General features: G+C 68.7%; 14 protein-coding genes. 5 read left to right on the top strand and 9 right to left on the bottom strand.

The window, feature by feature from the left end; genetic code table 11:
• Window positions 1-482: 482 nt before the first annotated feature.
• The 7 genes from GGR71_RS02530 to GGR71_RS02500 form a co-directional block, all read right to left on the bottom strand.
• Window positions 483-3,455 carry a TonB-dependent receptor gene (locus tag GGR71_RS02530; RefSeq protein WP_160959826.1) on the bottom strand — a complete coding sequence of 991 codons (2,973 nt, stop codon included), beginning with the start codon at window positions 3,453-3,455 and terminating at the stop codon, window positions 483-485.
• Window positions 3,456-4,085: 630 nt separating this feature from the next.
• On the bottom strand, window positions 4,086-6,809 hold the full coding sequence (locus GGR71_RS02525) for a glycoside hydrolase family 3 C-terminal domain-containing protein (RefSeq protein WP_456362569.1): 2,724 nt from the start codon (window positions 6,807-6,809) through the stop codon (window positions 4,086-4,088).
• 11 nt (window positions 6,810-6,820) lie between these two features.
• Window positions 6,821-9,520 (bottom strand): beta-mannosidase, encoded by a 2,700-nt coding sequence (locus GGR71_RS02520; RefSeq protein ID WP_160959827.1) that lies wholly within the window; start codon window positions 9,518-9,520, stop codon window positions 6,821-6,823.
• 16 nt (window positions 9,521-9,536) lie between these two features.
• Window positions 9,537-12,029, bottom strand: a complete 2,493-nt coding sequence (locus GGR71_RS02515; RefSeq protein ID WP_160959828.1) for a family 20 glycosylhydrolase — start codon at window positions 12,027-12,029, stop codon at window positions 9,537-9,539.
• A 119-nt stretch (window positions 12,030-12,148) separates the two neighbouring features.
• Window positions 12,149-13,204 carry a glycosyl hydrolase family 18 protein gene (locus tag GGR71_RS02510; RefSeq protein WP_160959829.1) on the bottom strand — a complete coding sequence of 352 codons (1,056 nt, stop codon included), beginning with the start codon at window positions 13,202-13,204 and terminating at the stop codon, window positions 12,149-12,151.
• A complete protein-coding gene (locus GGR71_RS02505; protein WP_160959831.1) occupies window positions 13,201-14,895 on the bottom strand; it encodes an alpha-L-fucosidase in 1,695 nt (564 codons plus the stop codon). The genes GGR71_RS02510 and GGR71_RS02505 overlap by 4 nt, the downstream gene beginning before the upstream one ends.
• 100 nt (window positions 14,896-14,995) lie before the next feature.
• Window positions 14,996-17,656, bottom strand: coding sequence for a TonB-dependent receptor (locus GGR71_RS02500; protein ID WP_160959833.1), 2,661 nt, complete (start codon window positions 17,654-17,656; stop codon window positions 14,996-14,998).
• A gap of 874 nt (window positions 17,657-18,530) precedes the next feature.
• Between GGR71_RS02500 and GGR71_RS02495 the strand changes: the two genes are divergently transcribed.
• Complete coding sequence (locus GGR71_RS02495; RefSeq protein ID WP_160959836.1) at window positions 18,531-19,553, top strand: glucokinase; 1,023 nt, start codon at window positions 18,531-18,533, stop codon at window positions 19,551-19,553.
• Between the two features lie 449 nt (window positions 19,554-20,002).
• On the opposite strand, the gene GGR71_RS02490 is transcribed toward GGR71_RS02495, so the two are convergent.
• Both GGR71_RS02490 and bioA read right to left on the bottom strand, forming a co-directional pair.
• Window positions 20,003-20,734, bottom strand: a complete 732-nt coding sequence (locus GGR71_RS02490; protein WP_160959838.1) for a 16S rRNA (uracil(1498)-N(3))-methyltransferase — start codon at window positions 20,732-20,734, stop codon at window positions 20,003-20,005.
• Window positions 20,725-22,116 carry an adenosylmethionine--8-amino-7-oxononanoate transaminase gene (gene bioA, locus GGR71_RS02485; RefSeq protein ID WP_160959841.1) on the bottom strand — a complete coding sequence of 464 codons (1,392 nt, stop codon included), beginning with the start codon at window positions 22,114-22,116 and terminating at the stop codon, window positions 20,725-20,727. The genes GGR71_RS02490 and bioA overlap by 10 nt, the downstream gene beginning before the upstream one ends.
• 74 nt (window positions 22,117-22,190) lie before the next feature.
• Between bioA and nudE the strand changes: the two genes are divergently transcribed.
• The 4 genes from nudE to GGR71_RS02465 all read left to right on the top strand — a co-directional run bounded on the left by nudE (window position 22,191) and on the right by GGR71_RS02465 (window position 24,768).
• Complete coding sequence (nudE, locus tag GGR71_RS02480) at window positions 22,191-22,745, top strand: ADP compounds hydrolase NudE (RefSeq protein ID WP_160959844.1); 555 nt, start codon at window positions 22,191-22,193, stop codon at window positions 22,743-22,745.
• A complete protein-coding gene (gene cysQ, locus GGR71_RS02475; protein WP_160959846.1) occupies window positions 22,742-23,542 on the top strand; it encodes a 3'(2'),5'-bisphosphate nucleotidase CysQ in 801 nt (266 codons plus the stop codon). Before nudE ends, cysQ begins: the two co-directional genes overlap by 4 nt.
• 129 nt (window positions 23,543-23,671) lie before the next feature.
• Window positions 23,672-24,448 (top strand): nucleoside triphosphate pyrophosphohydrolase, encoded by a 777-nt coding sequence (gene mazG / locus GGR71_RS02470; RefSeq protein ID WP_160960020.1) that lies wholly within the window; start codon window positions 23,672-23,674, stop codon window positions 24,446-24,448.
• Complete coding sequence (locus GGR71_RS02465) at window positions 24,445-24,768, top strand: YnfA family protein (RefSeq protein ID WP_017916569.1); 324 nt, start codon at window positions 24,445-24,447, stop codon at window positions 24,766-24,768. Before mazG ends, GGR71_RS02465 begins: the two co-directional genes overlap by 4 nt.
• The last annotated feature ends 818 nt before the right edge of the window (window positions 24,769-25,586 follow it).

Raw genomic sequence — 25,586 nt, 5'->3', positions numbered from 1 at the left:
GGCTGAAGCCGCTCCTACGAGAGTGACGGCGTGTGGCGCTGGTGTGAGCTGCCTAGATCGGATGATCCAAACAGCGTCGGTAAAGCCTGTCGGGACTGAAGTCCCTCCCACAAAAATCGTGGCCCAGGCCGTGTCGGGAAGGCCTGTCGCGGCTGAAGCCGCTCCTACAAGAGCAGGAGCGTGTGCCGCTGGTGGGAGCTGCCTAGATCGCATGATCCAAGCAGCGTCGGTAAAGCGCGTCGGGACTGAAGTCCCTCCCACAAAAGGCCTGATCCAGGCGAAGTCGGTAAGGCCTGTCGCGGCTGAAGCCGCTCCTACAAGAGTGACGGCGTGTGCCACGACAACCCAGGCGCGCGCTGCTTGAGTGGGCTCCCGATGCAGCCTGATCCAGGCCGCATCGGTAAAGCCCGTCGGGACTGACGTCCCTCCCACAGAAAGCGTGGCAACGCTCCGCGATGGCATCCCAGTGCGCACGCCGCGCCCTAGAACGCGTACTTGACGGTCAACAGCGTCATCATGCCGGCATCCACGATGTCCGACACCGCCAGATTGTGCCGGCCCACATGGCCCCAGTAACTGTATTCCTTGGTGAGATTGGAGATCGACAGATCCACATTCACGCCGTTGTCGAACCGATAGCCCGCATGCAGATCCACCCGCCGCGTCGGCCGCGCCCACAGGTCGTCCCACGGCGCGTTCTGGTGCAGGAAGTCGTAGTTCAGCAGATAGGAACTGCTGAAGTGGTAGCTCAGGTTCACCGAGAACTTCGAGCGCTCGTAGAACAGCTCCAGATTGGCCATCGCATTCGGCGCCGACTGCATCTGCTCGTCTTCGAAACCGGCCATGCCCAGATCCGCGTGCGCATGCTGGCGCGTGGCATTGGCGCTCACGCCCAGCCCGTCGAACGGTGCCGGCAGATCCTGGAAGCGCTGCCGCGCGCTGACCTCCACGCCGTACACGCGGCCATCGCCGCCGTTGGTCGGCATCTGGTAGAACACCGTGCCGCTGCCGCTGGTGCCCGAATTGGCCTGGCCGGAACCGGCGTCGTAGATGTAGTGATGCAGGCGCTTGTAGAAGCCGGCCACCGAGAAGAACCCGCCATGGTCGGTCGCCCATTCGCCGGACAGGTCCAGGTTGGTCGAGGTGATCGCCTTCAGGTCCGGGTTGCCCTGGGTGATGGTGGTGATGCCGTTGGAGATGTTGATCTGGGTGCCGCCGCCCAACTGCACGAACGCCGGCCGCGTATAGCTGGTCCACAGCGCCGCGCGGTAGGTGGTGGCGCTGTCCGGGCGCCAGGTCAGGAACACGCTCGGCAGTGGCTGGTCGTAGTGCGTGCTGTTGGCGGCGAAGTAGCCGACCTGCTGGTTGCCGTTGCTGTCGGTGGGCGTGGTCCAGAAGGTGTTGTGGATGCTGGTGTGCTCGAAGCGCACGCCGGGCACCACTTCCAGACTGCCGAAGTTGAAGGTCGCCATCGCGTAGGCGGCGCTGACCGCCTCGGTGCCGCGCATGGTGTTGCAGTTCCAGTTGTTGACGTAGAACGCGCTGCCGCAGGTGTCCAGGTCGTCGTCGGTGAGGTGGTTGGCGATGACCTGCGCCACCGCGCCTTCGCTGACCCGCGGCGTGGCCCAGTGGTACTTGCCGGGGAAGATCGCCGCGTAGCCGCCGTTGAAGATGCCCAGGTCGCCGAGCGTGCTGGCATCGGGCACCGGGCCGGTCCACCAGTCGCGGTTGCTGTAGTGGCGGCTGCTCTTGCTGTACTTCACGCCGAACTGCAGCGCGGTCAGCGCACCGTCGCTGAAGTCGTAGCGCGCGTCGAACTTGGCGCCGCCCTTCTTCTGCCCGGAGTAGATCTTGGTCGACTCGCCGTAGCTGCTGGCGTACAGCGAGGGGATGTTGTTGACCTGCGCCAGCAGCGCCGGGGTCAGTTGCGGGTAGGGGAAGGCGCCGCTGCCGTATTGCATCAGGCTGCTGCCGGAGTAGGCGAAGTTGGCCTGGCTGAACTTGTCCTCGCGCCCGTCGATCTCGATGTGGTCGGGGCGGTCGTTGTCGCCGAAGCTGTAGAACAGGTTCGGCGACAGCGTCCAGTTGCCGGCGGTCTTGCGCGCGCCCACCTGGAACGTGGCCAGGTCGGCGATTTCCGGGTTGGTCTCGTACCAGAAGCGCGCGGCGATGCGGTTGATGTTGGGCGAATACACGCCGGGCGTGGCGCTCGGCACGAAGCTGACGTCCTGCGGCAGCAACTGCACGAAGGTGGTGCCCTGGTCGGTCTTGGCGTAGGCGTAGGTGGCGCGCGCGTACACCGACAGGGTCTCGTCCACGTTCCAGTCGAAGGCCGCGTTGCCACCGTAGCGGCGCTCCCAGCCGGCGACCACGCCCACGTTCATGCCGGTGCTGGTCAGGTTGTCCTGCGGCGCGTAGCCGGCGGCGTTGCTGCCGTCGGCGTTGGCGTGCAGGAATTTCCAGGAGCCGTCGTTGAGCGCGCTGGTGGCCGCGGCCACCTCGCTGTTGGTGGAGGTGCGGTAGTCGTAATAGGCGCTGGCATAGAAGCCGAACTGCTGCTCGTCGCCGAACTTGTGCTGGAACTCGCCGGCCAGGCCGCCGCCGAGGCCGTCGCCGCCGTAGTCGCGGGCGCGGCTCTCCACGCGGCCGCTGACGGTGACGCTGCCGCTGGTGGCGTCCTTGTAGTCGTAGGCGGTGGGCGTGCGGAAATCCAGGGTGCCGCCGATCGCATCGCCGTCCATGTCGGCGGTGGAAGTCTTGTTGGCGACGATGGTCTGCAGGCCCGAGGGCGGCAGCAGGCTCAACTGCACGCTGCGGCTGTACGGCATGCCCTGGGCGACGGTGACGCCGTCGATCAGGTTGACGTTGTATTCGGAGGGCAGGCCGCGCACCGAAGCGAACATGCCTTCGCCGCGCGCGGCGCCGTCGACGCCGCCGAAGTAGCCCGAGCCGCTGTAGGTGATGTTGATGCCGGCGATCAGGCCCAGCGCCTCGGCGACGTTGTGCACGGCGGTGTGCTCGAGATCGTTGGCCGACAGCACGTCCACCGTGTTCGAGGCGTTCATCTTCAGTGCGCTGGCGTCGTAGCGGTTGGCCGCCACGCTGATCGTCTGCAACTGCTTGGCCTCGTCCAGCGCGATCGACACCGTGGCGGCGCCGCTGTCGGCGACCTGCACGGTGGTTTCCGGCGCGCTGAAGCCGGGGTAGTCCAGCTGCAGTGCGTACTGCCCGGCCGGCACGTCGGCGATGACGAAGCGGCCCTGCGCGTCGGTGACGGCGCTGAGCGCGGTGCCGGCGATGGCGACCTTGGCGTGCGCGGCGGGCTTGCCGCTGCTGCGCTCCTTGAGTTCGCCCTGTACGGTGCCGGCCAGCGCGGGTGCGGTGGCGGCGAGGCCGGTGATGGCCAGGATGGCGGCGCACAGCGCCTTGCGCTTGCAATAGGGATGGGTTGCCACGTGACACCTCGCTGATCGTGATCGGTGCGGGCACGCGCCGAAGGCGACGCGCCGCTGCGTTCCTGGAAGGCAGACACGGTGGACGGAAGGCGCGCGCGCTCGAACCGCACGCCGGGCGGCGTGCAGGCAGGACAAAGCGAACGGCGACCGACGCGAGGCGTCTGCCGGCTGGGCGGACCGTTAAACGGCGATCAGTGGCGTGGCGGCGAGTAGCCGGCGATGCACTTGGAGCGCGAACGCAGCGCGCTCAGCTTGTAGCGACGGGTCATGCGCAGCGGCTCCCGTGCACGCCCGCGCGGTGCGCGGACGACAGGCAGGGCGCCGGGACTCCGGCGAGGCATCGATCCTGGCTGCGACGACTGCATGACATGGCACATCACCCCTGGAACTGCCCTGGAGAACGCCGCAGGTGCTGCGGCGTCCGGCGCGTCTGGCATGTCGGTGCGCGGCACCGACGTGTTATCGATACCTTTGTCCCGGAGAACTGTCAATAGGTCGTGAAAAATAAATTAGCAGGACGCTGGACTGCGGCATCCTGGGGCGTAGCGGCGGGGGCGCGGCGGACATTTACGCTGCACCGCCGCATGCGCTGGCGCATTTCGTAGACAGGGGCCGTCGGCGGCCCCTCGCTCACTTCGGCAGGGCCACCCGGCCACTGATCGAGAACGCGGCGTCCTCGCCGGGCGCGCCGGTGCCGGGCTGGCCGCCGCCGACGAACACCCGGTAGTCGCCGGCCTCGACCGCGCGCTGGCCGCTGCGATCGACGTCGCTGAGCTGGCGCGCGTCCAGCGCGAAGCTCAGCGTGCGCGCCTCGCCCGGTTGCAGGTGCACGCGCTGGAAGCCGACCAGGCTGCGCAGCGGCGACTGCGCGCGCTGCGGGTATTGCAGGTACACCTGCACCACCTCGTCGCCGGCGCGCGCGCCGGTGTTGCGCACCGTGGTGCTCACCTGCAGCGGCTGGCCGGCCTGCAGCGTCGCGGCCGACAGCTGCGGTGCGTCATAGGCGAATTGGGTGTAGCTGAGGCCGTAGCCGAACGGGAACAGCGGCTCGCCCTTGAAGTAGCGGTAGGTGCGGCCCTTCATGTCGTAGCTGACGTAGGGCGGCAGGTCCTTGGTCGAGCGGTAGAAGGTCACCGGCAGGCGGCCCCCCGGGTTGATGTCGCCGGCCAGTGCCTGGGCGATGGCGGTGCCGCCGGACTGGCCCGGATACCACGCGGCGATGATCGCGTCGGCGTGTTGCCTGGCCCAGTTCAACGCCACCGCGCTGCCGCTCATCAGCACCACGACCAGCGGTTTGCCGCTGGCCTTGGCCCGTTCCAGCAGCGCCTGCTGCGCCGCCGGCAGGGCCAGGTCGTTGCGGTCGCCGCCGTCGAAGCCCGGCACGTCGATGCGCAGTTCCTCGCCTTCCACGTCCGGCGACAGGCCGACGAAGGCCACCACCGCGTCGGCCTGCGCCACTGCGCGTTCGGCCTCGGCCAGTTGCAGCGCCGGCGGCGCCAGCCACTCCAGGCGCAGGCCCTGGTCCTGGCCGCGGTGTTCCAGCTCCAGGCGGATGCGCCGCGGTGTCGCGTCGTCGAAATGCAGCACTGCCTCGACGTTGCGGCCGTCGGCGTTGTGCATGCCGGCCGGCAGGTGCTTGTCCTCGGCGTTGCCGGCGATCACCAACTGGTCGTCGATGTACAGGCGCACCGGGTCGTGGCCGGCGCAATCGAAGCAGCGCGCCACCCGCACCGCCAGGGTGTAGTCGCCCGGGCCGGGCGGCAGCAGTTCTCCGCTCCAGCGCACCGAATAGCGGTCCTTGTCCACGCCCTTGGCCGGGGCCACGTGGTCCCAGTTGAAGCCGACCACGCGGTCCTGGCGCTGCACGCGCGGGGTGCCGGCCAGGTCCAGGTTGTCGAAATACTCGCCGCGCAGTCCGGGCTTGCCTTCGCTGCGCAGGGCGGTCTCGGGGATCATGCCGGGCACGCCGGCGGACAGCGGCGCGCCCTGTGCATAGGTGATCTGGGTGGCGCCGAAGCGCGTGCGCAGCCCTTGCAGCGGCGTCACCGGCTGCACCGAGGTGCCCTGGTAGTTGGCTTCCAGTGCGGCCAGCGCGTCGGCGTTGGGGCCGAGCACGGCCAGGCGCAGGCCCGGGCGCAGCGGCAGGGTGGCGTTGGCGTTCTTCAGCAGCACCAGCGATTGCTGTGCGGCCTGCAGCGCTAGTGCGCGGTGCGCGGCGCTGTCGATGTCCTTGGCGCCCAGCCGCGCATACGGATCGTTGCGCGGCGGCTGCAGTTCGCCGAGCCGGTAGCGCGCGGCGAACAGGCGTATCAGCGAGCGGTCGAGCAACGCTTCGTCGGCTTCGCCACGGTCGAAGGCGATGCCGAGGTCGCGGTAGGCGTAGCCGCAATTCAGGTCATGCCCGGCCTTGAGCGCCGCGGCGGAAGAGCCCGCATTGTCGGGGCGGTAGTAGTGGAACTGGGTCATGTCGTCGATCGCATCGCAATCGGACACGACGAAGCCCTTGAAGCCCCAGTCGCCGCGCACGCGGCCGTTGATCAGCCAGTCGGCGGCGCAGGCGGGCGTCCCGTGCAGGGAGTTGTACGCGCACATCACCGAGCCGGCCTGGCCGTCGACGATGGCGGCGCGGAACGCCGGCGAGTAGGTGGCCTCGAAATCGTGCGGCGACACGTCCACGTCGAAGCCGTGGCGGCCCGGTTCCGGCCCGCTGTGCACGGCCAGGTGCTTGGGCGTGGCGATGGTGCGCGGGTGCGCCGGATCGTCGCCCTGCAGGCCGTGGATGAAGCCGACCGCCAGCCGCCCGGTGAGGTAGGGATCCTCGCCGTAGGTCTCCATGCCGCGGCCCCAGCGCGGGTCGCGGAAGATGTTGATGTTGGGCGACCAGATGGTCAGCCCGGCGTAGCGCGGATGGTCCTTGCCGGGGCCGCCGGCGAGGTTGAACTTGGCCCGCGCTTCGGTCGAGGTGACGGTGCCGACCTCGTGCAGCAGCTCGGGGTTCCAGGTCGCAGCCAGGCCGATCGCCTGCGGGAACACCGTGGCCTCGCCGTTGCGGGCGATGCCGTGCAGGCCCTCGCTCCACCACTCGTAGGCCGGTACGCCCAGGCGCGGGATCGCCGGCGCAGCGTTCATCGCCTGCGCGATCTTCTCGGCGCGGGTCATCTTCGCCACCAGCGCGGCGGCGCGGTCCTCGGCCTCGTCTGCGTGGGCGTGGGCGAGCGGGGCGGCGAGCAGGCCGAGCGCGCACAGCGCCAGGGAGAGGCGCCTTTGTGGGAGGACCTTCAGTCCCGACGCTTTACCGGTAACGCCATGTCGGGACTGAAGTCCCTCCCACACTGTTCCCTTCGAATCGCACATCTCCCCGCCCATCACTTCGCCTCCGCCGGCTCGGCCGGGGCGCCGGCCATGGTGCCGCCCAGGTCGCGCACCTGCAGCGCGGCGCGCAACTGCTCCAGCGTGGCGCTGCTGTGCACGCGCACGGTCAGCGGCTCGCCCGGCAGCAGGTCGAAGGCGTTGTCGGACAGGGTCACGTCGAGGTCGCCGAAGCTCAGCCAGACCTGCGCGGCGAGCGTGGCGCTGCTCAGGGTCAGCGCGTAGCCGTCGCTGTCGGCGCGCAGCTCGCTGCGGATGTCGGCCTGCGGCCACTGCAGGCGCTTGGCCGCGTCGAAGTACACCAGGGTGCGCGACAGCACGCGCTCGCCGTCGAGCAGCTCGAACACCGCCACGCTGCGGCGCGGATCGGCGCGGCGCAGCAGTTGCGCATCGCTGAAGTTGCCCACGCGCATGCTGGACAGCGGCGCCAGCGTCACCGGCTTCTCGGTCTTGCTCAACACCTTGCCGGACAGGTCCATCACCCGCATGCGCCAGCGCGCGGCCAGCGGCGTGGTGCGGTCGGAGACCAGCGACACGGTGGTCTGGCCCTTGTCGTTGCGCAGCGCGGCGATCATTTCCGGCGCGTAGAAGCGGCGCGCGTGGTACTGCAGCGCCTTCCAGCGGCCGAAGTAGTCCAGGCTCGACCACGACGCGCCGGGCCACACGTCGTTGAGCTGCCAGTACAGCGAGCCCATCGATTGCGGCCGCGAGGCGCGCAGGTGTTCGGCGGCCAGGGCGATGCCCTCGGCCTGCATGATCTGGCTCAGGTAGACGAAGCTGGCGAAGTCCTTGGGCTCGCCGAACGCGCGGCGGATGTACAGCAGCAGGCGCTGGTTGCCATTGCCCTTGTCGAACTTCTGGTGCGCGCGCATCACCGGCGATTCCGGCTGCAGGTCGCCGGGTTCGGCGAAGGCGCGGATGGTGCGCATCTCGGGGAACGACTGCAGGCCGTATTCGGACATGAAGCGTGGGGTCACGTTGAGGTATTCGGTGACCGGCAGCGCCGGGCCACCCCAGACCTTCCAGTAGTGCATGTCGCCGTCGTCGGGTTGGTCGGCGGCGCCGTCGAAATCGGTGCCCGGCGAGGTCGCCCAGTACGGGGTGTCGCTGTCGTACTTCTGCACCGCCTCGCGCAGCACCGTGCCGAACAGCGTGGTCATGCCGCGCACGATGCGTTCGCGCTCTTCCGGGTCGATCGACTGCTTGAACTTGACCCGGTCGCCCCAGTTCTCCCAGCCGGTCTGCACTTCGTTGTTGCCGCACCAGATGACGATGCTGGGGTGGTCGCCCAGACGCCGCACCTGTTCCTCGGCCTCGGCGCGGGTGTTCTCGCGAAAGGCGACGTCGTAGGGCGGGATGGCGCCGCCGAACATGAAGTCCTGCCAGATCATGATGCCCAGGCGGTCGGCATCCTCGTAGAAGCTGTCCGGCTGGTAATGGCCGCCGCCCCACATGCGCAGCATGTTCATGTTGGCGTCGCGCGCGGACTGCAGGAAGCCGCGCATGCGCGCGGCGTCGACGCGGGTGGGGAAGCTGTCGAACGGGATCAGGTTGGCGCCCTTGGCGAACACCGAGATGCCGTTGACCACCAGGGCGAAGCTCTTGCCCCACTGGTCCTTCTCGCGGCGCAGCTCGACGCTGCGCAGGCCGGTGACGCGCTGCGCCTCGAAGCGTTCGCCCGCGGCATCGCGCAGCTGCGCCTTGAACGTGTACAGATCCTGGCGGCCGTAGCCGGCCGGGAACCAGCGCTGCGGCTTGGCGATGCGCACCGGCACGGTCAAGGTGTTGGCACCCGGATCGACGACGGCGCGCTGGCTGAACTGGCCGACGCGCTGGCCGTCGGGGCCGAGCACCTCCAGGTCCAGTTGCACCTCGCCACTGCGGCCGGCCTGCACCTGCAGCTGTGCCAGCAATTGCGCCGCGTCGGCGTCGACGCGCTGCTGGGCGATGCGCAGACCGTCCACGCGCAGGTCGTCCCAGGCCTCCAGGCGCACGCCCTGCCAGATGCCGGCGGTGACGATGCGCGGGCCCCAGTCCCAGCCGAAGTTGTACGGTGCCTTGCGCACGTACGTGGAGCTGTGCCGCGCCACCGGCTCGTCGCCGAACGCCGAGTCGTAGGCGCCGGGCAGCGCGTACGGCTGCTTGGACAGCCACGGCTGGATCTTCTTGATCGGCGAAGCGATGCGCACTTCCAGCACGTTGTCGCCACGCTTGAGCAGCGGTTTGGCGTCGACCCGCCACTGCCGGAACATGTTGTCGGCGGCGAGCAGCTTCTTGCCGTTGAGGTAGACCTCGGCGAAGGTGTCCAGCCCGTCGAACACCAGCTCCAGGTGCGGGCGCGCCAGCAGGGCGGCGTCGACCTGGAAATGGGTCTGGTACTGCCAGTCGCTGAGCCCGGCCCACTGGATCTGCGCTTCGTTGTCGCGATAGAACGGATCGGGCACCACCCCGGCGGCGATCAGGTCGGTCTGCACCGTGCCCGGCACCTGCGCCGGCAGCCACTGCGCCGCCTTCGGATGCGCCTTGGCGTTGGCATCGCCCGGCGCCAGCCGCACCTGCCAGCCCTGTTGCAGCGACAGCGTCGCCGGCGCCGCCGCCTGGCCCAGCGCCGGCAAGGCCAGCGCCAGCAGCAGCCGGAGGCGGGCAGGAAGGCGCGTACGCGGCGCGGAACGGGGGCGGCGGGGCGGCTGGATCATGCGAGGGTCTCCGGGGTCAGTGCGCGGCGGCGGGGGGCGCCTGCGCCGCGGTGTCGATCAGATGGACGGCGCCGATGGCGTAGTACGGGCCGGCGATGGGCGCGGTGGAGCGCAGGCACAGGTCGTGCACGCCGGTCTGCTTGGGCAGCCGTGCTTCCAGCGCGAACTGGTCGCCCAGGGTCTTGCCGGCGGGCAGCGGCAGCCGCGCCAGCAGCTTGCCCTTGCAGTCGCCCAGCCGCACTTCGAACTCGCCGCGCGGGCTGTGCGCCGGATAGCGCTTGACCTTGGCCTGGTCGTGCGCCAGCCCGTAGTTGCGCGCCAGGCGGGCGGCGTCGATGCGGATGCGGTCGATGCCGTCCAGGCGTGCGTCGGCGTAGCGCCAGCAACTGGTGAACAGGTCGATGTTGAACACCGGCGTGTCCTGGTCGGCCAGGTCCGGCAGCAGCGGCACGCGCAGGCCCAGCTCGCCGCCGGCGCACGAGGCCAGGCCCTGGGTGTCGCGGCCGAGCAGGTTGGCGCGGTCGAGGATGCGGCTGCGCGGCGCGGCCAGCAGACGGCCGTCGTCGGCGAAGGTGGCCGCGCGCACGGTGACCGGCAGGGTCACCGCGAACGGCGCCGTGTAGCGCGGCGAGTCGGCCTTGGGTTCGCTGCCGTCGGTGGTGTAGCGGAAGCTACCGAAGGTGGCCTGGTTGCCCAGCACCACGGTGGCCCTGCCGCTGTCCAGCGCGGCATTGTCGCCGCCCTGTACGGCGATATCCGCGGCGAAGGCGCCGTCGCCGTAAGCGATGCCCTGGCTGCGGTAGCGATCCAGCTGCGCCGGCAGGCGCTGCAGGAAGCCGTTCCAGTCGCGCGCGGCCATCGGCGACCAGCCGGCCTCGGCCACCGCGCTCAGCCGCGGGAACAGCGCATGGTCGATATGCCAGGCGGAGGGGATGTATTCGCTCCACAGCGCTGCCTGCACGCCGAGCACGTGCTTGCTCTCTTCGGCGCTGAGCGCCGCCGGCACCGGGTCGAAGCCGTAGACCTTCTGCAGCGGCAGCGTCGCCAGGCGGCCGTTGGGCTCGTCGTTGCGCGCGCTCTGCAGGTTGTCCAGGTACATCCAGCCGGCCGGCGCCAGCACCACGTCGTGGCCCTGCTTGGCGGCGGCGACCGCGCCGTCGACGCCGCGCCAGGACATCACCGACGCGCTGGCCGGCAGTCCGCCTTCCAGGATCTCGTCCCAGCCGATCAGGCGCCGCTGGTGCTGGGTCAGGTAGTCGGCCAGCTGCTGGTTGAACCAGCCCTGCAGCGCATGCGCATCCTTGATGCCGAGCTTGCGCATCTGCGCGCGCACCGCCGGCGAGCGTTCCCACTGGTCCTTGACCGCCTCGTCGCCGCCGATGTGGATGTACGGCGAGGGGAACAGTTGCAGCACTTCGTCGAGCACGCCCCGGATGAAGGTCATGCTCTTGTCGTTGGTGTTGAACAGGTACGGATTGACGCCCCAGTCCACCGACACCTTGGGCCGTTGCCGGGTCACCCCGACCAGTTCCGGGTAGGACGCCACCGCCGACTGGGCATGGCCGGGCATGTCCAGCTCCGGCACGATGGTGATGTGGCGTTCGGCGGCGTAGGCCACCAGGTCGCGGATCTGGTCCTGGGTGTAGAAGCCGCCGTAGCGATCGGGCAGGCCGTGGGTTCCGGCGCCGGGCGGGGTGCGCCAGGCGCCGATCTCGGTGAGCTTGGGATAGCGCTTGATCTCGATGCGCCAGCCCTGGTCGTCGGTCAGATGCAGGTGCAGCACGTTGAGCTTGTGCTGGGCCATCGCGTCGAGCAGGCGCTTGACCGTATCCGGGCCGTGGAAGTGCCGCGCCACGTCGAGCAGCACGCCGCGCCAGCCGAAGCGCGGCCAGTCGCGGATGTGCACCTGCGGCACATCCACCTCGCCCTTGCCGGCGTCGGGCGTCATCAGCTGCCAGGCGCTGATCGCGCCGTAGAACAGGCCGCGTTCCTCGCGCGCCTGGATCAGCATGGTGCGCGGGTCCACGTCCAGCGTGTAGCCCTCGGCCTGCGCGACCTCGGTATTGGGATTGAGCTGCAGGCGGATGCTGCCGTCGGCGGGGATGGTCTCCGCACGCACCTGCAGCGCCAGGCCGCGGGTCTTTTCCAGCAACTGCGACAGTTGCTCGGCCACGCGCTGTGCGCCGGGGTCGTCGAGAGGTACCGACAGCACGGCGCCGGTGCCGATGGTCAGGGTGCCGCCGTCGCGCTCGGCCTTGGCCGGCGCCGGGATCAGCGGCAGCGGGATCTTGTCGTCGTCGTCATCGTGTTTCGGGGCCGGCGGCGGCGCCGCGGCGGGCTTGGCCGCAGGTGTCGGTGCCGGCGGCGGAGCGCGGTCGCAGCCGCCGAGCAGGCTGCCACAGGCGAGCAGGGACAACCCCAGCCAGGCGTTGCGGGAGGCCGCCGCGATGCGCGCGGCGGCGGGCATCGGGCGGTGCGGCAATCGGGGGTGTGCACCCACTGCAGTCATCGGTCTACCTCAAGCGATCGAGATGCGTATCGTAGAGGCTGTGGGGTAGCCTGGGGTGAGCGCGGCGCGTTCGCTGCGCGCCGCGTGCATCCCGTCCGCATGTCGATCGTGGCGCCCGCTCAGCGCGTTGCGGTCGGCAGTTCGTCCCAGACCTTGGGGTCTTCGGCGCCCAGCACCCAGCAGCTGAAGCCTTCCAGGCCGTATTGCTTGGTCAGCTCGTAGCGCGCGCGGAAGCTGCGCGCGTCCGGGCGGAACACCCACTCGCGCATGTCGTCGCGGTAGAAATAGAACCACGACTCCTGCTCCACGGGGTCCCATTGCACGGTGGCGTGCTGCTCTTCCGCCAGCGGGAACGACTCGTCGGCGTCGATGTAGTCGGCGGTAATGTTCGAGGCCTCGGTGCCGTCGGGCTTGACCGGGTTGCCGGTGTACCAGCGATAGCCGTAGGTGGCGATGCCCAGCGACAGCTTGTCCTTCGGCACCTGGGTCAGTGCATAGTCCAGGTGCTTCTTCATCCACACCATGCCGTCCACCGGGCCGGGCGTGGTCCAGCGGGTGTGCTGGTCGTAGGTCATCAGGCTGATCAGGTCGGCCGAGGCGCTCAGCGCCTTGAGGTCGTAGGCGCCGCGCCAGTACTCCCACATCCACTTGGCGAACGCGCCGCCTTCGGCATAGCCGGGCGCGTTCGGCACCACCGCCACCGACAGCTTGAAGCCGGCCTTGTGCAGCGCCTCGGCGGTCTGCTTGACCATCAGCGAGTAGGCGTCACGGTCGGTCCAGGCGATGCTCTCGAAATCGAACTGGAAGCCGTAGTAGCCGTGCTTGCGGCCGTGGATCAGCAGCGCTGCGATCATGCGCTGCTTGGCGTCCTCGTCGTGCAGCAGCTTGTGGAAGCCGTCGCGGCCGGCGGTCATCGACAGGATCGGCATCACCCGCAGCTTGTGCTGCTTGGCGATCTCGTACAGGTACATGTTCGGGGTGCCGTTGACCAGGCCGCTCTGGTCCACGCCGTACCAGGTCGGCACCACCACGTCGATCTTGTCGAGGTGCGCCAGGAACGAATTGGTCGATTTCTGCGTGTTCATCAGATAGAACAGCGCGGTCGGGTTCTTGGCCATAGCTGGGGCGCAGACCAGGGCGAGGGCGAACAGCAGCCCTGCGAAACGCTTCATCATCGGGAGGGATCCGTTGGCGGGGTGGGGGAGGTCAGGTCGATGCGGAACACGTAGGCGTGTTCGCCCACCGGCTTGGCCGGCAGGCGCAGGTGCAGGCCGTCGGCGCGCTGCTCGAACGGCACCGGCTTGCCGCTGGCGAGCAGGGTGACGCCGCGCACGCCGTCGGCCGGCGTCAGCGAGCGGATCACGGCCTTGCCGTCGGCCGGCCAGCCCAGCTCGATCGCGTACAGCGCGCCGTGGCCGGTGGTGAAGCGGAAATCCTCGGGCGTGTATGGCTTGGTCTTGGTGTCCTGGAAGGTGCCGCCGACCACCTCGGTCGGGCCTTCGCCGTAGGTGCGCCACGGCGTGCTGTCGTAGATCGCCTCGCCGTTGGTCTTCAGCCACTTGCCGATCGACAGCAGGATCGCGCGCTCGGTGTCCGGGATCGAGCCGTCGGCGCGCGGGCCGATGTTGAGCATCAGGTTGCCGTTCTTGCTGACCACGTCCACCAGCATGTGGATGATGAAGGTCGGCGTCTTGTAGGTGTCGTTCTCGACATAGCCCCACGAGGCGTTGCTGACCGAGGTGTCGGTCTGCCAGTGCGTGGGATGGATGCCGGTGAGCTGGCCGCGCTCGATGTCCAGGGTGCCGGCGCCCTCGGGGAAGGCGCCGAGCTTGTAGTTCACCACCACCCCGCCCTTGGCTGCGCCGTGGTTGTAGTAGTACGACAGCATGGTCGGCAGCGTGCCGCGGAAGGTCGGGTGCGCGATCCACCAGTCGAAATAGATCAGATCCGGGTCGTAGCGATCGATCAGCTCGGTGGTGCGGGCCAGCCAGTCGTCCAGCCAGGCCTGCGACACCGGGGTCCAGTCGTTGGTGACGTCGGCGTCGTCCTTGCCCGGCAGGCGGACCTGCGCCGGGCCGTACAGGCCGGCGTAGCGCGGGTCGTTGACGTCGGAGTCGAACTGGCGGCCGCCGTCGAAGAACCAGTCGTGCTCGGCGCGGTGCGAGGACAGGCCGAAATGCAGGCCCTGCGCGCGGATCGCCTTGGACAGCTCGCCGATCACGTCGCGCTTGGGGCCCATCTTCACCGCGGTCCAGTCCGACAGCTGCGAGTCGTACATCGCGAAGCCGTCGTGGTGTTCGGCCACCGGCACCACGTAGCGGGCGCCGGCGTCGCGGAACAGCGTGGCCCAGGCCTGCGGATCGAACTTGGGCGCGGTGAACAGCGGGATCAGGTCCTTGTAGCCGAAGCGCGACTGCGGACCGTAGGTCTCGCGATGGTGCAGGTAGTCCTTGCTGCCCTGCTGGTACATGTTGCGCGAGTACCACTCGTTGCCGAAGGCCGGCACCGAGAACACGCCCCAGTGGATGAAGATGCCGAACTTGGCGTTGTCGTACCAGGACGGCGAGCGGTACTGCTTGAGCGAGGTCCAGTCGGGCCGGAACGGTCCGCCGCGCGCGCCAGCGTTGGCTTCGCGCACCAGGCGCGCGCGTTCGGGCGCGTACTTGGCGGTGGCCTGCAGCCACTGCTGGTCGATCTGTTCCGGACTGAGGGTGGTGGCGGTGGGCGCCGTCGGCGACGGCGCGTCTGCGGCGCCGGCGGGCAGGGCCGTCAGCGCAAGAATGAGGGCCAGCGCGCTGGCCAGGGTCTGGCGTGCGGCTCCGGCGTGGCGGGATCGGTCCGCACGGGGGCGGGTCTCGGTCGTCATGGAACGGCACTCCTTTGTTGCAGGGAACGATGCCGGCGCCGCCGCGCCGGACACGAAAAAGCGCGCCACCGTGGAGGAACGGTGGCGCGCCGGTGCTACATCAGAACTTGAAGTTCAGCTGCGCCTGGTAGCCGCGGCCGTTCTTGTACATGCCGATCGGCGCGTACTTGACCTCGTTGTACCAGTAGTACGTCGAGTCGAGCAGGTTGGTCGCGCTGAAGCTCACGCTCATCCAGTCGTTGATCTCGTACGAGGCGGTCAGATCCAGCTGCTTGTACTCGTCGGTGAACACCTGCGAGTTCAGGCGGCCGACCTGGGTGAAGTACTTGGAGCGGTAGCTGTAGTTCAGGCGCACCATCCACGGGCCGTTTTCCCAGTAGGGGATCACGTTGTAGGTGTTCTTCGACAGGTACGGCAGGTTCAGGCCGGTGCTGGCGTCGGCGGTGGCGTAGGTGTAGTTCGCCTGCAGACCGAAGCCGTAGCCGAACGCCTGCTGGTAGTTCAGCGAGGCGCCCTTGACCTTGGCGTCGGAGGCGTTGATCGGCGAGGTCACCGTGAACAGGCCGCTCACCCCGCTCACCGCATCGGTCAGCTGCTGCTGCGAGGTGGTGGTGACGATGTACGAGCTGATGTCGCGGTAGAACAGTTCCGCCGACAGCATGCTGGACGGGGCGAAGTACCACTCGGCGGCCAGATCGTAGTTGGTCGACTCGTAGGGCTTCAGGTCCGGGTTGCCGCCGCTGGCGGTCAGGTTGCCGTTGCTGCTGTTGATGGTGAAGGAGCCGGCCAGGTCGCCGTAGCGGGGACGTGCCATCACCTTGGCCACGGAGAAGCGCAGCACCTTGTCGGTGTCCAGATCGTAGGCCAGGTTGAAGCTCGGCAGCGGCTTGTAGTACTGCTTGCTCACCTGCGTCTGGTTGTAGGTGGCACCGCCATCGGCGCTCTGCCAGTACAGCGACTTGTCCTTGGTGTCCACGTAGCGCACGCCCAGGTTGCCGCGCCACGCGCCGGACTCGAAATTCAGCTGCGCGTAGAGGTCGCTGGTGATTTCCTTGACGTCGAACGAGGAGCCGTAGTCCCGGTTGTACGGACCCTGCGGCTGGCCGCGCAGGTAGTTGATCACCGAGTTGAGGTTGGCGGTCGGCCAGTTGGTCAGGTCGCCGCTGGCGCCCAGGCCGTCGTACAGACCGCTCGGGGTGGTGCCGGGGCTGAAGTCGGTCAGCGAAATCGCATTGGTGGTGTTGATGCGGTTGCCGCGGGCATCGACGCCATTGTCGTGGTTGATGTACTTGTAGCCGAGCTGCAGCTTGTTCAGCGGGCCCCAATCCAGATCGCGGGCGGCATCGAACTGGAAGTACTTCTCCTTGTCCGTGCTCTTGGCGTAGTAGATGCCGCCGGCCTGCATCGCCGAGGCGGCGGTGGAGCCGGCGGGCAGACCGGCCGGCGAGCCGACCAGCCCCCAGTTGGCGGCGCTGGCGTTGTCGTAGTTGACGTCGGTGTGGCTGCCGTCGTAACCGAAGTTGTAGCCCCCGTCCTTCAGCAGGAACTTCATCAGGTACTCGGGGTTCTTGCCGCCGGTGGCCTCGGTGGTGCCGACCTGCGAGGTGAACACCCACTTGTCGCCGTAGAAGTCGTGGCGCAGGTTCAGGCTCTTGGTGGTGACGGTGCTTTCGCGGTAGTTGGTATCCAGCTGCGCGTACGGCTGCTTGCCGTTGCCGGCGCCATCGGTGACCGTGGCCTGGGTGATGTAGCCGTTCTGCACGGTCGCGCTGGTGATCTTGTCCTGGTCGCCGCAGCCCGGGCAGACGTAGCGCGATTCGCTGAAGTTGTTGTACTTGCCCTTGATGTAGATGCCGGTCAGGTTGAACTCGTTCTGATCGTTCGGCTTCCACTGCAGCGCGCCCTGCAGGCCGTTGCGCTCGCGGGTCTGCTGGAAGAAGGCGCTGTTGATGCCGACCGGGATCTTGGCGGTCGCGACGTTACCACCGTCGCCGGAGATGTTGGCGGTCGGCGAGATGCCCGAGCCGGTGTTGTAGCCGAAGAACTCGATGCCGGCGCGCGACAGGTCCTGCTTGTCGTGGGTGGCCGAGATCAACGCACCGAAGGTCTCGTCGTCGTTCTTCCAGCTCCACAGCGCCGAGCCGCGCGGATTGCCTTCTTCCGAACGGTCGTTGTAGTTGTAGCCGACCGAGCCGCGGATGGTGTTCTTCGGCAGGTCCAGCGGCTTGCGGGTGTGCACGATCACGGTGCCGCCGATCGAGCCTTCGTCGATGCGCGCTTCCGGGGTCTTGTAGACCTCCATCAGGCCGATGATTTCCGGCGACAGCAGGGTGTAGTTGAAGGTGCGGCCGCTGGTGTCGGTCGGGTTGCCGCCCCAGTCGCCCGAGGCGATGGTCTGGCCGTTGAGCAGCACGCGGTTCAGCGCCGGGTCGGTGCCGTTGATGCTGACCTTCTCGCCCTCGCCGAACTGGCGGTCCACGCTGATGCCCGGCAGGTGCGCCAGCGACTCGGCGGCGTTGGTGTCCGGGAACTTGCCGATGTCCTCGGCGCTGATCGCATCGACGATGGAGTTGGCCGAGCGCTTCACCGACTGGCTCTTCTCCAGCGAGGCGCGGTAGCCGGTGACGGTGATGGCATCCAGCTGCTGGACGTTCTTGGAATCCGCGTTGGCGGAAGCGGGCGCTTCCTGCGCGGCGGCGTTACCGGACAGGTACAGCGCGGCCATGATGCTGAGGGCTAAGGTAGTGGTGCGGCTATTCATTGGCTAAACCTCTGGGTGAGTACTTGGGCATGAGGTGCCAACCGATGTTCCGGCGTGCTGGCCGCTGCCCGGCCTTGTGGATGGCGCCGCGCCTGGTGGCGCTGCGCGGATCGCATCTCGATGCGCGTCGTCCGGTCGCTGACGCGGAAGTAGCCAACCGGCGGCATCGAGGGCGCCGGTTCTTCCTGTGTTCCTGCAGGTAACAACCAAGTCCAGCAATAAAGCAGTGCACCTGCTGCCTGGTCCGGGCGCGCTGCGTCCGTGCCCGGCATCGGGCGTGGTTTCGTCGGTTCGGGGGATGCCGGTCGCAGCGTCAGCGCGGGTCCTGCCACTTGGCGCGGGAGGAGCGGCGATGCGTCGCTGTTTCTGAATCCCCTGAACGTGGCATGTCTTGAAGTTGTAAAACTTGTGTGAGCCGAGTCTGTCGTAGCGCTGACAGCGTTGTCAACACCCGTTTCACGCGGCTTTTACGATTGCAAGCAAGGCTCGCCGCGGCATCTTTCCTGCGGCTTTGGCAAGGCGTATGCAGCCCGGCCTAGGTCCTTGTCTACAAAAGAAAACATGGCCGACGATGGTGGCGACCGGGCTGAATCGACCAGTCGCCCCAGCTGCAGCAAGGCCTGCCGGCTTGCAGGCTGCATGGCAAAAATTTGTGCGATGCGGCGAAATTTTGCGACGGATGTTCACCCATGCAACGCGCGGCGGCGGCCGATCTTCAACACGCCGAGGCGATCCACCCCATCAAGTCGACGCGATGAAGACAAAACGACACGCTGGTGAAATTCACCTTGACAACGTTGTCAAGGTGGTCGGACACTCGATCGATCAATCTGCCGAATCGGCGTGCGCCTGCTCTGGCGCAACGGGAGAAGACGTGTCCGCAAGCAGTTCATCCGTGGCAGCGGCCGTGCCGCGCGCCGAGCCCTTCATTGCTGCCGATGTCGGCGGAACCCATGTCCGGATCGGCCTGGTCGCGCCTGCTGCCGGTGCCGGCCCGGCACCGTCCGTCGATGTACTCGACTATCGCAAGTACCGCTGCGCCGACTATCCCGGCCTGGCCGAGATCATCGGCGAGTTCCTGGGCCAGGTGCAGGGGCCGAAGCCGACCCGCGGGGTGATCGCCAGCGCCGGTTACGCGCTCGAAGATGGACGCGTCATCACCACCAATCTGCCGTGGACGCTGTCGCCGCCGGAGATTCGCGAACGTCTGGGCTTGAAGGCGCTGCATCTGGTCAACGATTTCGAGGCGGTGGCGTATGCGGCGGCGTCGATGGACGCCAGCGAAGTGCTGCATCTGACCGGGCCGCGCAAAGCGCAGCGCGGGCCGGCGTTGGTGATCGGTCCGGGCACCGGTCTCGGCGCCGCGGTGTGGATTCCGACCCATGGCGGCGCCGTGGTGCTGGCCACCGAAGCCGGCCATGCCGCGCTGCCGGTCGGCGACGACCTGGAACTGATGCTTGCGCAGCGCCTGTTGCGCGACCGTCCTTACGTGCCGGCCGAACACTTCCTGTCCGGTCCGGGCCTGCTCAATCTGTATCGCGCGCTGTGCGAACTGCGTGGCGCCACGCCCGCGCATGCCGCGCCGGGTGACGTCACCGCGGCTGCATTGGCCGGTGGCGATCCGCTGGCGCACGAAGCGCTGTCCGCGTTCTGCGGCCTGCTCGGCAGCGTGGTCGGCGACATGGCCCTGCTGTACGGCGTGCAGGGCGGCATCTACCTGGCTGGCGGCTTCCTGCCGCAGATCGGCGCGTTCCTGTCCGCCAGCAGCTTCGTCGAGCGCTACTTGAACAAGGGCGCGATGCGTCCGGCGCTGGAGCAGATCCCGGTGAAACTGGTCGAACACGGCCAGCTCGGCGTGATCGGCGCGGCGAACTGGTTCCTGCAGCAGCGCTACTGAGCCGCTGGGCGGCCTCGCCGACACAGGCCGCGTCCTGCGGCGTGCGTGCTTAGTGCATGGCGCAGGCTTTTATCTAGAGCGCATGCCGCGCCAGCGTGCCTACAGGGCGCGGCTGACAGCAAGGGAAGTGTCCTGTAGGAGCGGCTTCAGCCGCGACCAGGCTTTCCCGGGAAGTCCGTCGCGGCTGAAGCCGCTCCTACGCGTGTGCTTGCCGTCGAGATGAGAAGTTCCCTGACGTCGCTCCCGCACGGCAGGCCGTCTTCGGCGTGATGGTGGCGGAAGCAGGTGATCGGCCGTGCCCTACGGGCTAGGGGCAGTCCGAGTGGGTGGCTGCGCTCGTCTCGCTACATATAAGAAGGAAGGGCGCCGACGGGTGTCCAGTGGCATCGCGTCGCGTCCCATGGCACGCCGGCGCGTCCGGCGCCGCCTATGTTGCGGCGTGCGCGCACTCACAAGTCGCCGTGGTGCGCCTGCAGCGCCGCGATCGCAGCCAGGCCGGCGGTTTCGGTGCGCAGGATGCGCGGCCCCAGGCGCAGGCCGACGAAGCCGGCGGCTTCCAGCGTGGCGCGGTCGCGCGGCGACCAGCCGCCTTCCGGGCCGATCGCGATCGTCGCCGCATCGCCACCGATGTCCAGCGCGCGCAGGCGCTGTTCGCCCTGCGGGTCCAGGATCAGTCGGCATGGGCTGTCCGCCGCGGCGCGCGCCGCATCGGCCAGTGCCAGCGGCGCGCTCAGCTGCGGCACGCGCGCGCGACCGGACTGTTCGCAGGCCGCGATCACCACGCTGCGCCAGTGCGCCATGCGTTTGTCCACCCGCGCCGCATCCAGCTTCACTTCGGTGCGCTCGGCCCACACCGGCACGATTGCGGCGACGCCGAGTTCGGTGGCCTTCTGCAGGATCAGGTCCATCTTCTCGCCGCGCGCCACGCCCTGCAGCAGGGTGATCGCCAGCGGCGACTCGTTGTCGGCCGGCCGTGCCGCGCCGATGCGCACGCTGGCGTTGCGCTTGCCGGCCTGCAGCAGTTCGGCGTGGTAATCGCAGCCGTCGCCGTTGAACAGCACGCAGGGGTCGCCTTCGCGCAGCCGCAACACGCGCAGCAGGTGGTTGGCGACGTCCTCCGGCAGGCTCAACTCGGCGCCGGCGTGCAGCGGCAGGTCCACATGGCAGCGGGTCAGGCGCATGCCACTGCCTCGTCGATCGCCGCCAGCGTGGTCTCGGCCAGCAGCGCGAGCTGCGCGGCGTCCACGCAGTAGGGCGGCATCCAGTACAGCACGTCGCCCAACGGGCGCAGCACCACCCCGCGCTCCAGCGCGGCGCGGTAGGCATGCAGGCCGACGCGTGCCGACGCAGGGAAGGGCGTGCGCTTGTCGCCGTTGCGGGTGAGTTCGAACGCCACCACCATGCCGGCCTGGCGCACGTCGGCCACGTGCGCATGCTCGGCGAACGGCGCCGACAGCGCGCGCATGGTCTCGGCGGTGCTGCGGTTGCGCGCGATCACGTCGTCCTCCTGCAGGATCCGCAGCGACGCCAGCGCCGCGGCGCAGGCCAGCGGGTTGCCGGTGTAGCTGTGCGAATGCAGGAAGGCGCGCTCGCGGCTGTCGTCGAGGAAGGCGTCGTACAGATGCTGGGTGGCCAGCACCGCCGACAGCGGCAGGAAGCCGCCGGTCAGGCCCTTGGACAGGCACAGCAGGTCGGGCATCACGCCGGCCTGCTCGCAGGCGAACAGGGTGCCGGTGCGGCCGAAGCCGGTGGCGATCTCGTCGGCGATCAGGAACGCGCCGTTGGCGTCGCACAGTTCGCGCGCGCGCCGCAGATAGGCCGGATCGTGCATGCGCATGCCGCCGGCGCACTGCAGGCGCGGTTCCAGGATCACCGCGCAGATCTCGCCGGGATGGCGGTCGAACAGATCGGCCAGCGCATCGGCGGCGGCATCGGCGCGTTCGCGCGCGCTCTGTCCCGGTGCTGCCTGGTAGGCGTCGGGCGAGGGCGCGAACAGCGCCTCGGCCAGCAGCGGTGCGTACACCCGCCGGTACAGGGGGATGTCGCCGACCGCCAGCGCTCCGATGGTCTCGCCGTGGTAGCCGTTCTCCAGCGCGACGAAGCGGGTGCGACCCGGCTCGCCGCGATTCTGGAAATAGTGGAAGGCCATCTTCAGTGCCACTTCCACGCCGGCCGAGCCGTTGTCGGCATAGAACACCTTGGCCAGCGGCGCGCGACCCTCCTGGCGTGGCGCCAGCGCCAGCAACTGTTCGGCCAGCAGCACCGCCGGTTCGTGGCTGAAGCCGGCAAGCATCACCTGCTCCAGTTGGGTGGCCTGAGCAGCGATGGCGGCGGCGATGCGTGGTTCGCCGTGGCCGAACAGGTTGGTCCACCAACTGCTCACCGCGTCCAGGTAGCGGCGGCCGCCGTGGTCGATCAGCCAGGCGCCTTCGCCGCGCGCGATCGGGACCAAGGGCAGGGTGTCGGGGTGTTCGCGCATCTGCGTGCACGGGTGCCAGAGCACGGCGAGGTCGCGCTGGCGCCACGCGTCGGCCATCTGTGCTGCGGTCAGGTCTGATAGCATTTCGCGCTCATGAACAGGTTCTTCGCTCCGCGCATTCTATCGACCGACGCCGCCCGGCGCCGCAGGGTGCCGGCGTGACCCGTCGCTTGCCGGTCATCCACGCCGTGCGCGAGCGCAGCGAATCGCCCGCCGAGCGCCGGGTCGAGGAGCTGGACCTGGAATTCAGCAACGGCGAACGTCGCGTGTTCCACCGGCTCAAGGCGCCGGGCCACGGCGCGGTGGTGGTGGTGCCGATGCTGGATGCGCAGACCGTGCTGCTGGTGCGCGAGTACGCCGCCGGCGTGCACCGCTACGAGCTGGGCCTGGTCAAGGGCCGCATCGACGCCGGCGAGACCCCGCTGCAGGCGGCCGACCGCGAACTCAAGGAAGAAGCCGGCTACGGCGCGCGACAGCTGCGCGTGCTGCGCGCGATGACCCTGGCGCCGACCTACATGAGCCACCAGTCGTGGCTGGTGCTGGCACAAGATCTCTATCCCGAACGACTAGCCGGCGACGAGCCGGAGGAATTGGAAGTGGTGCCCTGGAAACTGGCTGAACTGGATCAACTGATGTTGCGTGAAGATTTTTCCGAGGGGCGTTCGCTGGCGGCGCTGTTCATCGCCCGCGAGTGGCTGGGTCGCGCCGAATGATCCGTCTGACCAGTGATTTGCGCGAAACCGTGATCGCCATCGCCATCGATGCCGCCGCGGCGATCATGTCCGTCTACGCCACCGGCTTCGAGGTGGAGCACAAGGCCGATGCCAGCCCGTTGACCCAGGCCGACCTAGCCGCACACCAGATCATCGTCGAAGGCCTGGAACGGCTGACCCCGGACCTGCCGGTGCTGTCCGAGGAATCGGCGCAGATCCCCTGGGAAGTGCGCCAGCACTGGACCACCTATTGGCTGGTCGACCCGCTCGACGGCACCCGCGAGTTCGTCAAGCGCAACGGCGAGTTCAGCGTCAACATCGCGCTGATCCACCAGGGCGCGCCGGTGTTCGGCGTGGTCCAGGCGCCGGTGGACGGCCGCGTCTGGCACGCGGTGCGCGGCGAGCAGGCGTACCGCCGCGAGGGCTTCCGCGATACCGCGCTGAACACGCGACGCCCGGCCACCGCGCCGCTGCGGGTGGCGGCGAGCCGCTCGCACCGCGACGCGCGCACCGACGCGCTGCTGCAGCGCATGGGCGAGATCGAACTGGTCGCGCAGGGTTCCTCGCTGAAGTTCTGCCGGATCGCCGATGGCGACCTGGACGTGTACCCGCGCTTCGGCCCGACCTCGGAGTGGGACACCGCCGCCGGGCAGTGCGTACTGCAGGCCGCCGGCGGTGCGCTGTTGGCCGCCGCGACCGGCAAGCCGTTCCGCTACAACCGCCGCGAATCGCTGCTCAACGGCGACTTCGTCGCGCTGGGCGATCCCGCGCTGCCCTGGCGCGACTGGCTGGGCTGAGCCGCGCCGCGAGCGCGCGCCGCATGGCGCGCGCTCTGCCACACTAGGCGGCAGGCGGCAGCGGTGCCGTCGCACCGGAACCCGCCCGTGACCCCCACCCGCTACGACCTTCCCGCCCTGCTCGACATCATGGCGCGCCTGCGCGATCCCGCGCAGGGCTGCCCCTGGGACCTGGAACAGGATTTCGCCAGCATCGCCGCGTACACGATCGAAGAGGCCTACGAAGTGGCCGACGCGATCGACCGCCAGGATCTGGCCGGGCTGAAGGACGAACTCGGCGACCTGCTGCTGCAGGTGGTGTTCCATGCGCAGATGGCGCGCGAGCAGGGGGCGTTCGGCTTCGACGACGTGGTCGCGGCGATCTGCGACAAGATGGTGCGCCGTCACCCGCACGTGTTCGGCGACAGTCAGGTGGCCGATGCCGCACAGCAGACGCTGAAGTGGGAAGAGATCAAGCGCGCCGAGCGCGCCGCCGCCGGCGAGCGCGACGGCTCGGCGCTGGCCGGCATCGCGCGCGGCCTGCCGGAATGGCAGCGCGCGCTGAAATTGCAGTCGCGTGCGGCGCGGGTCGGCTTCGACTGGCCCGGCCCCGCGCCGGTGCTGGACAAGGTGCAGGAAGAGCTGGAGGAAGTGCGCGCGGAACTGGCGCATGGCGCCGCTGCCGATCCGGCACGGCTGCAGGACGAGATCGGCGACCTGCTGTTCGTCTGCGCCAACCTGGCGCGGCATGCCAAGGTCGATGTCGGCGCGGCGCTGCGCCATGCCAACCTCAAGTTCGAGCGCCGCTTCCGCGCGATGGAACGGCTGGCGCAGCAGGACGGCGGCGCGCTCGACGGTCTGGCCCTGGCGCAGCAGGAGGCATACTGGCAGCGCGCCAAGGACGAAGAGCGCGCCGCGGCCGGATGAAGACCCTGTTGCTGTTCGTTTTGACCGCCGTCGCCGAGATCGTCGGCTGCTACCTTCCTTATCTGTGGCTGCGCGAACAGCGCAGTGCCTGGCTGCTGTTGCCGGCCGCAGGCAGCCTGGCGGCCTTCGTCTGGCTGCTGACCCTGCATCCCGCCGCCAGCGGCCGCGTCTATGCGGCCTACGGCGGCGTCTATGTCGCCGTCGCTTTGCTGTGGCTGTGGACGGTGCAGGGGATGCGCCCCACGCGCTGGGACCTGCTCGGCGCCGGGCTGTGCCTAGCCGGCATGGCGGTGATCATGTTCGCGCCGCGGCAGGGCTGAGGCCGCTCCAACACCGCGTTCGACCCGACAAAGGCGCTTGCCTGTTAGGGGAAGACGGTATCTAAAGGAGCTTGCGGCGAACGTGCCGGGTGCACGGTGGGAGGGACTTCAGTCCCGACGCATTGCGCCATCGGAAAGCACGTCACTTCGCACGTGGTGGTCGCATGGCAGGTGATTCCCACAGGACACGTCCGGCGTGATGCGCGGTGCCTCGCAGCCGCGAGATGCGTCATCGGGAATGCCTGCCGCCGCTGAAGCCACTTCCACAGGGTCTTGCAGCGATCTTGCCGGGTACACTGTGGGAGGGACTTCAGTCCCGACGCATTGCCTCATCGGAAAGCACGCCACTTCGCCCGTCGTGGTCGCATGCCAGTTGACTCCCGCAGGACACACCCCGGCGTGATGGACGGTGCCCTGTAGGCGCGATACGCGTCATCGGAATGCCTGCCGCCGCTGAAGCCACTTCCACAGGGTCTTGCGGCGATCTTGCCGGGTGCACTGTGGGAGGGACTTCAGTCCCGACGCATTGCGCCACCGGAAAGCACGGCACTTCGCGCGTGGCGGTTGCATGACAGTTGGCTCCCGCGAAACTCACGGCACTTCCACTGCGCTGCAGCGCAGCGCGCTGGTCGAGATGCCCTGAAGCCTTGCCTGCAACCCGACGACGCGTCCCGCTCCCGAGGCATTGCGCCCCGCCGCAGGCGCCCTTCAAGTACGCGGCCTCCACGCGGTTGCCGCATCGTGGACATGCCTGCTGCGGCGCTGCCGTCTCCTGCACGAGGACATCCGGCGCCTGCGCCTGCCGGTCGTGTCTGTGC

The organism is Xanthomonas sp. F1 (assembly GCF_014199855.1).
The sequence above is the reverse complement of the archived record's forward strand: the minus strand, read 5'-3'. Positions and strand labels throughout refer to the sequence as shown.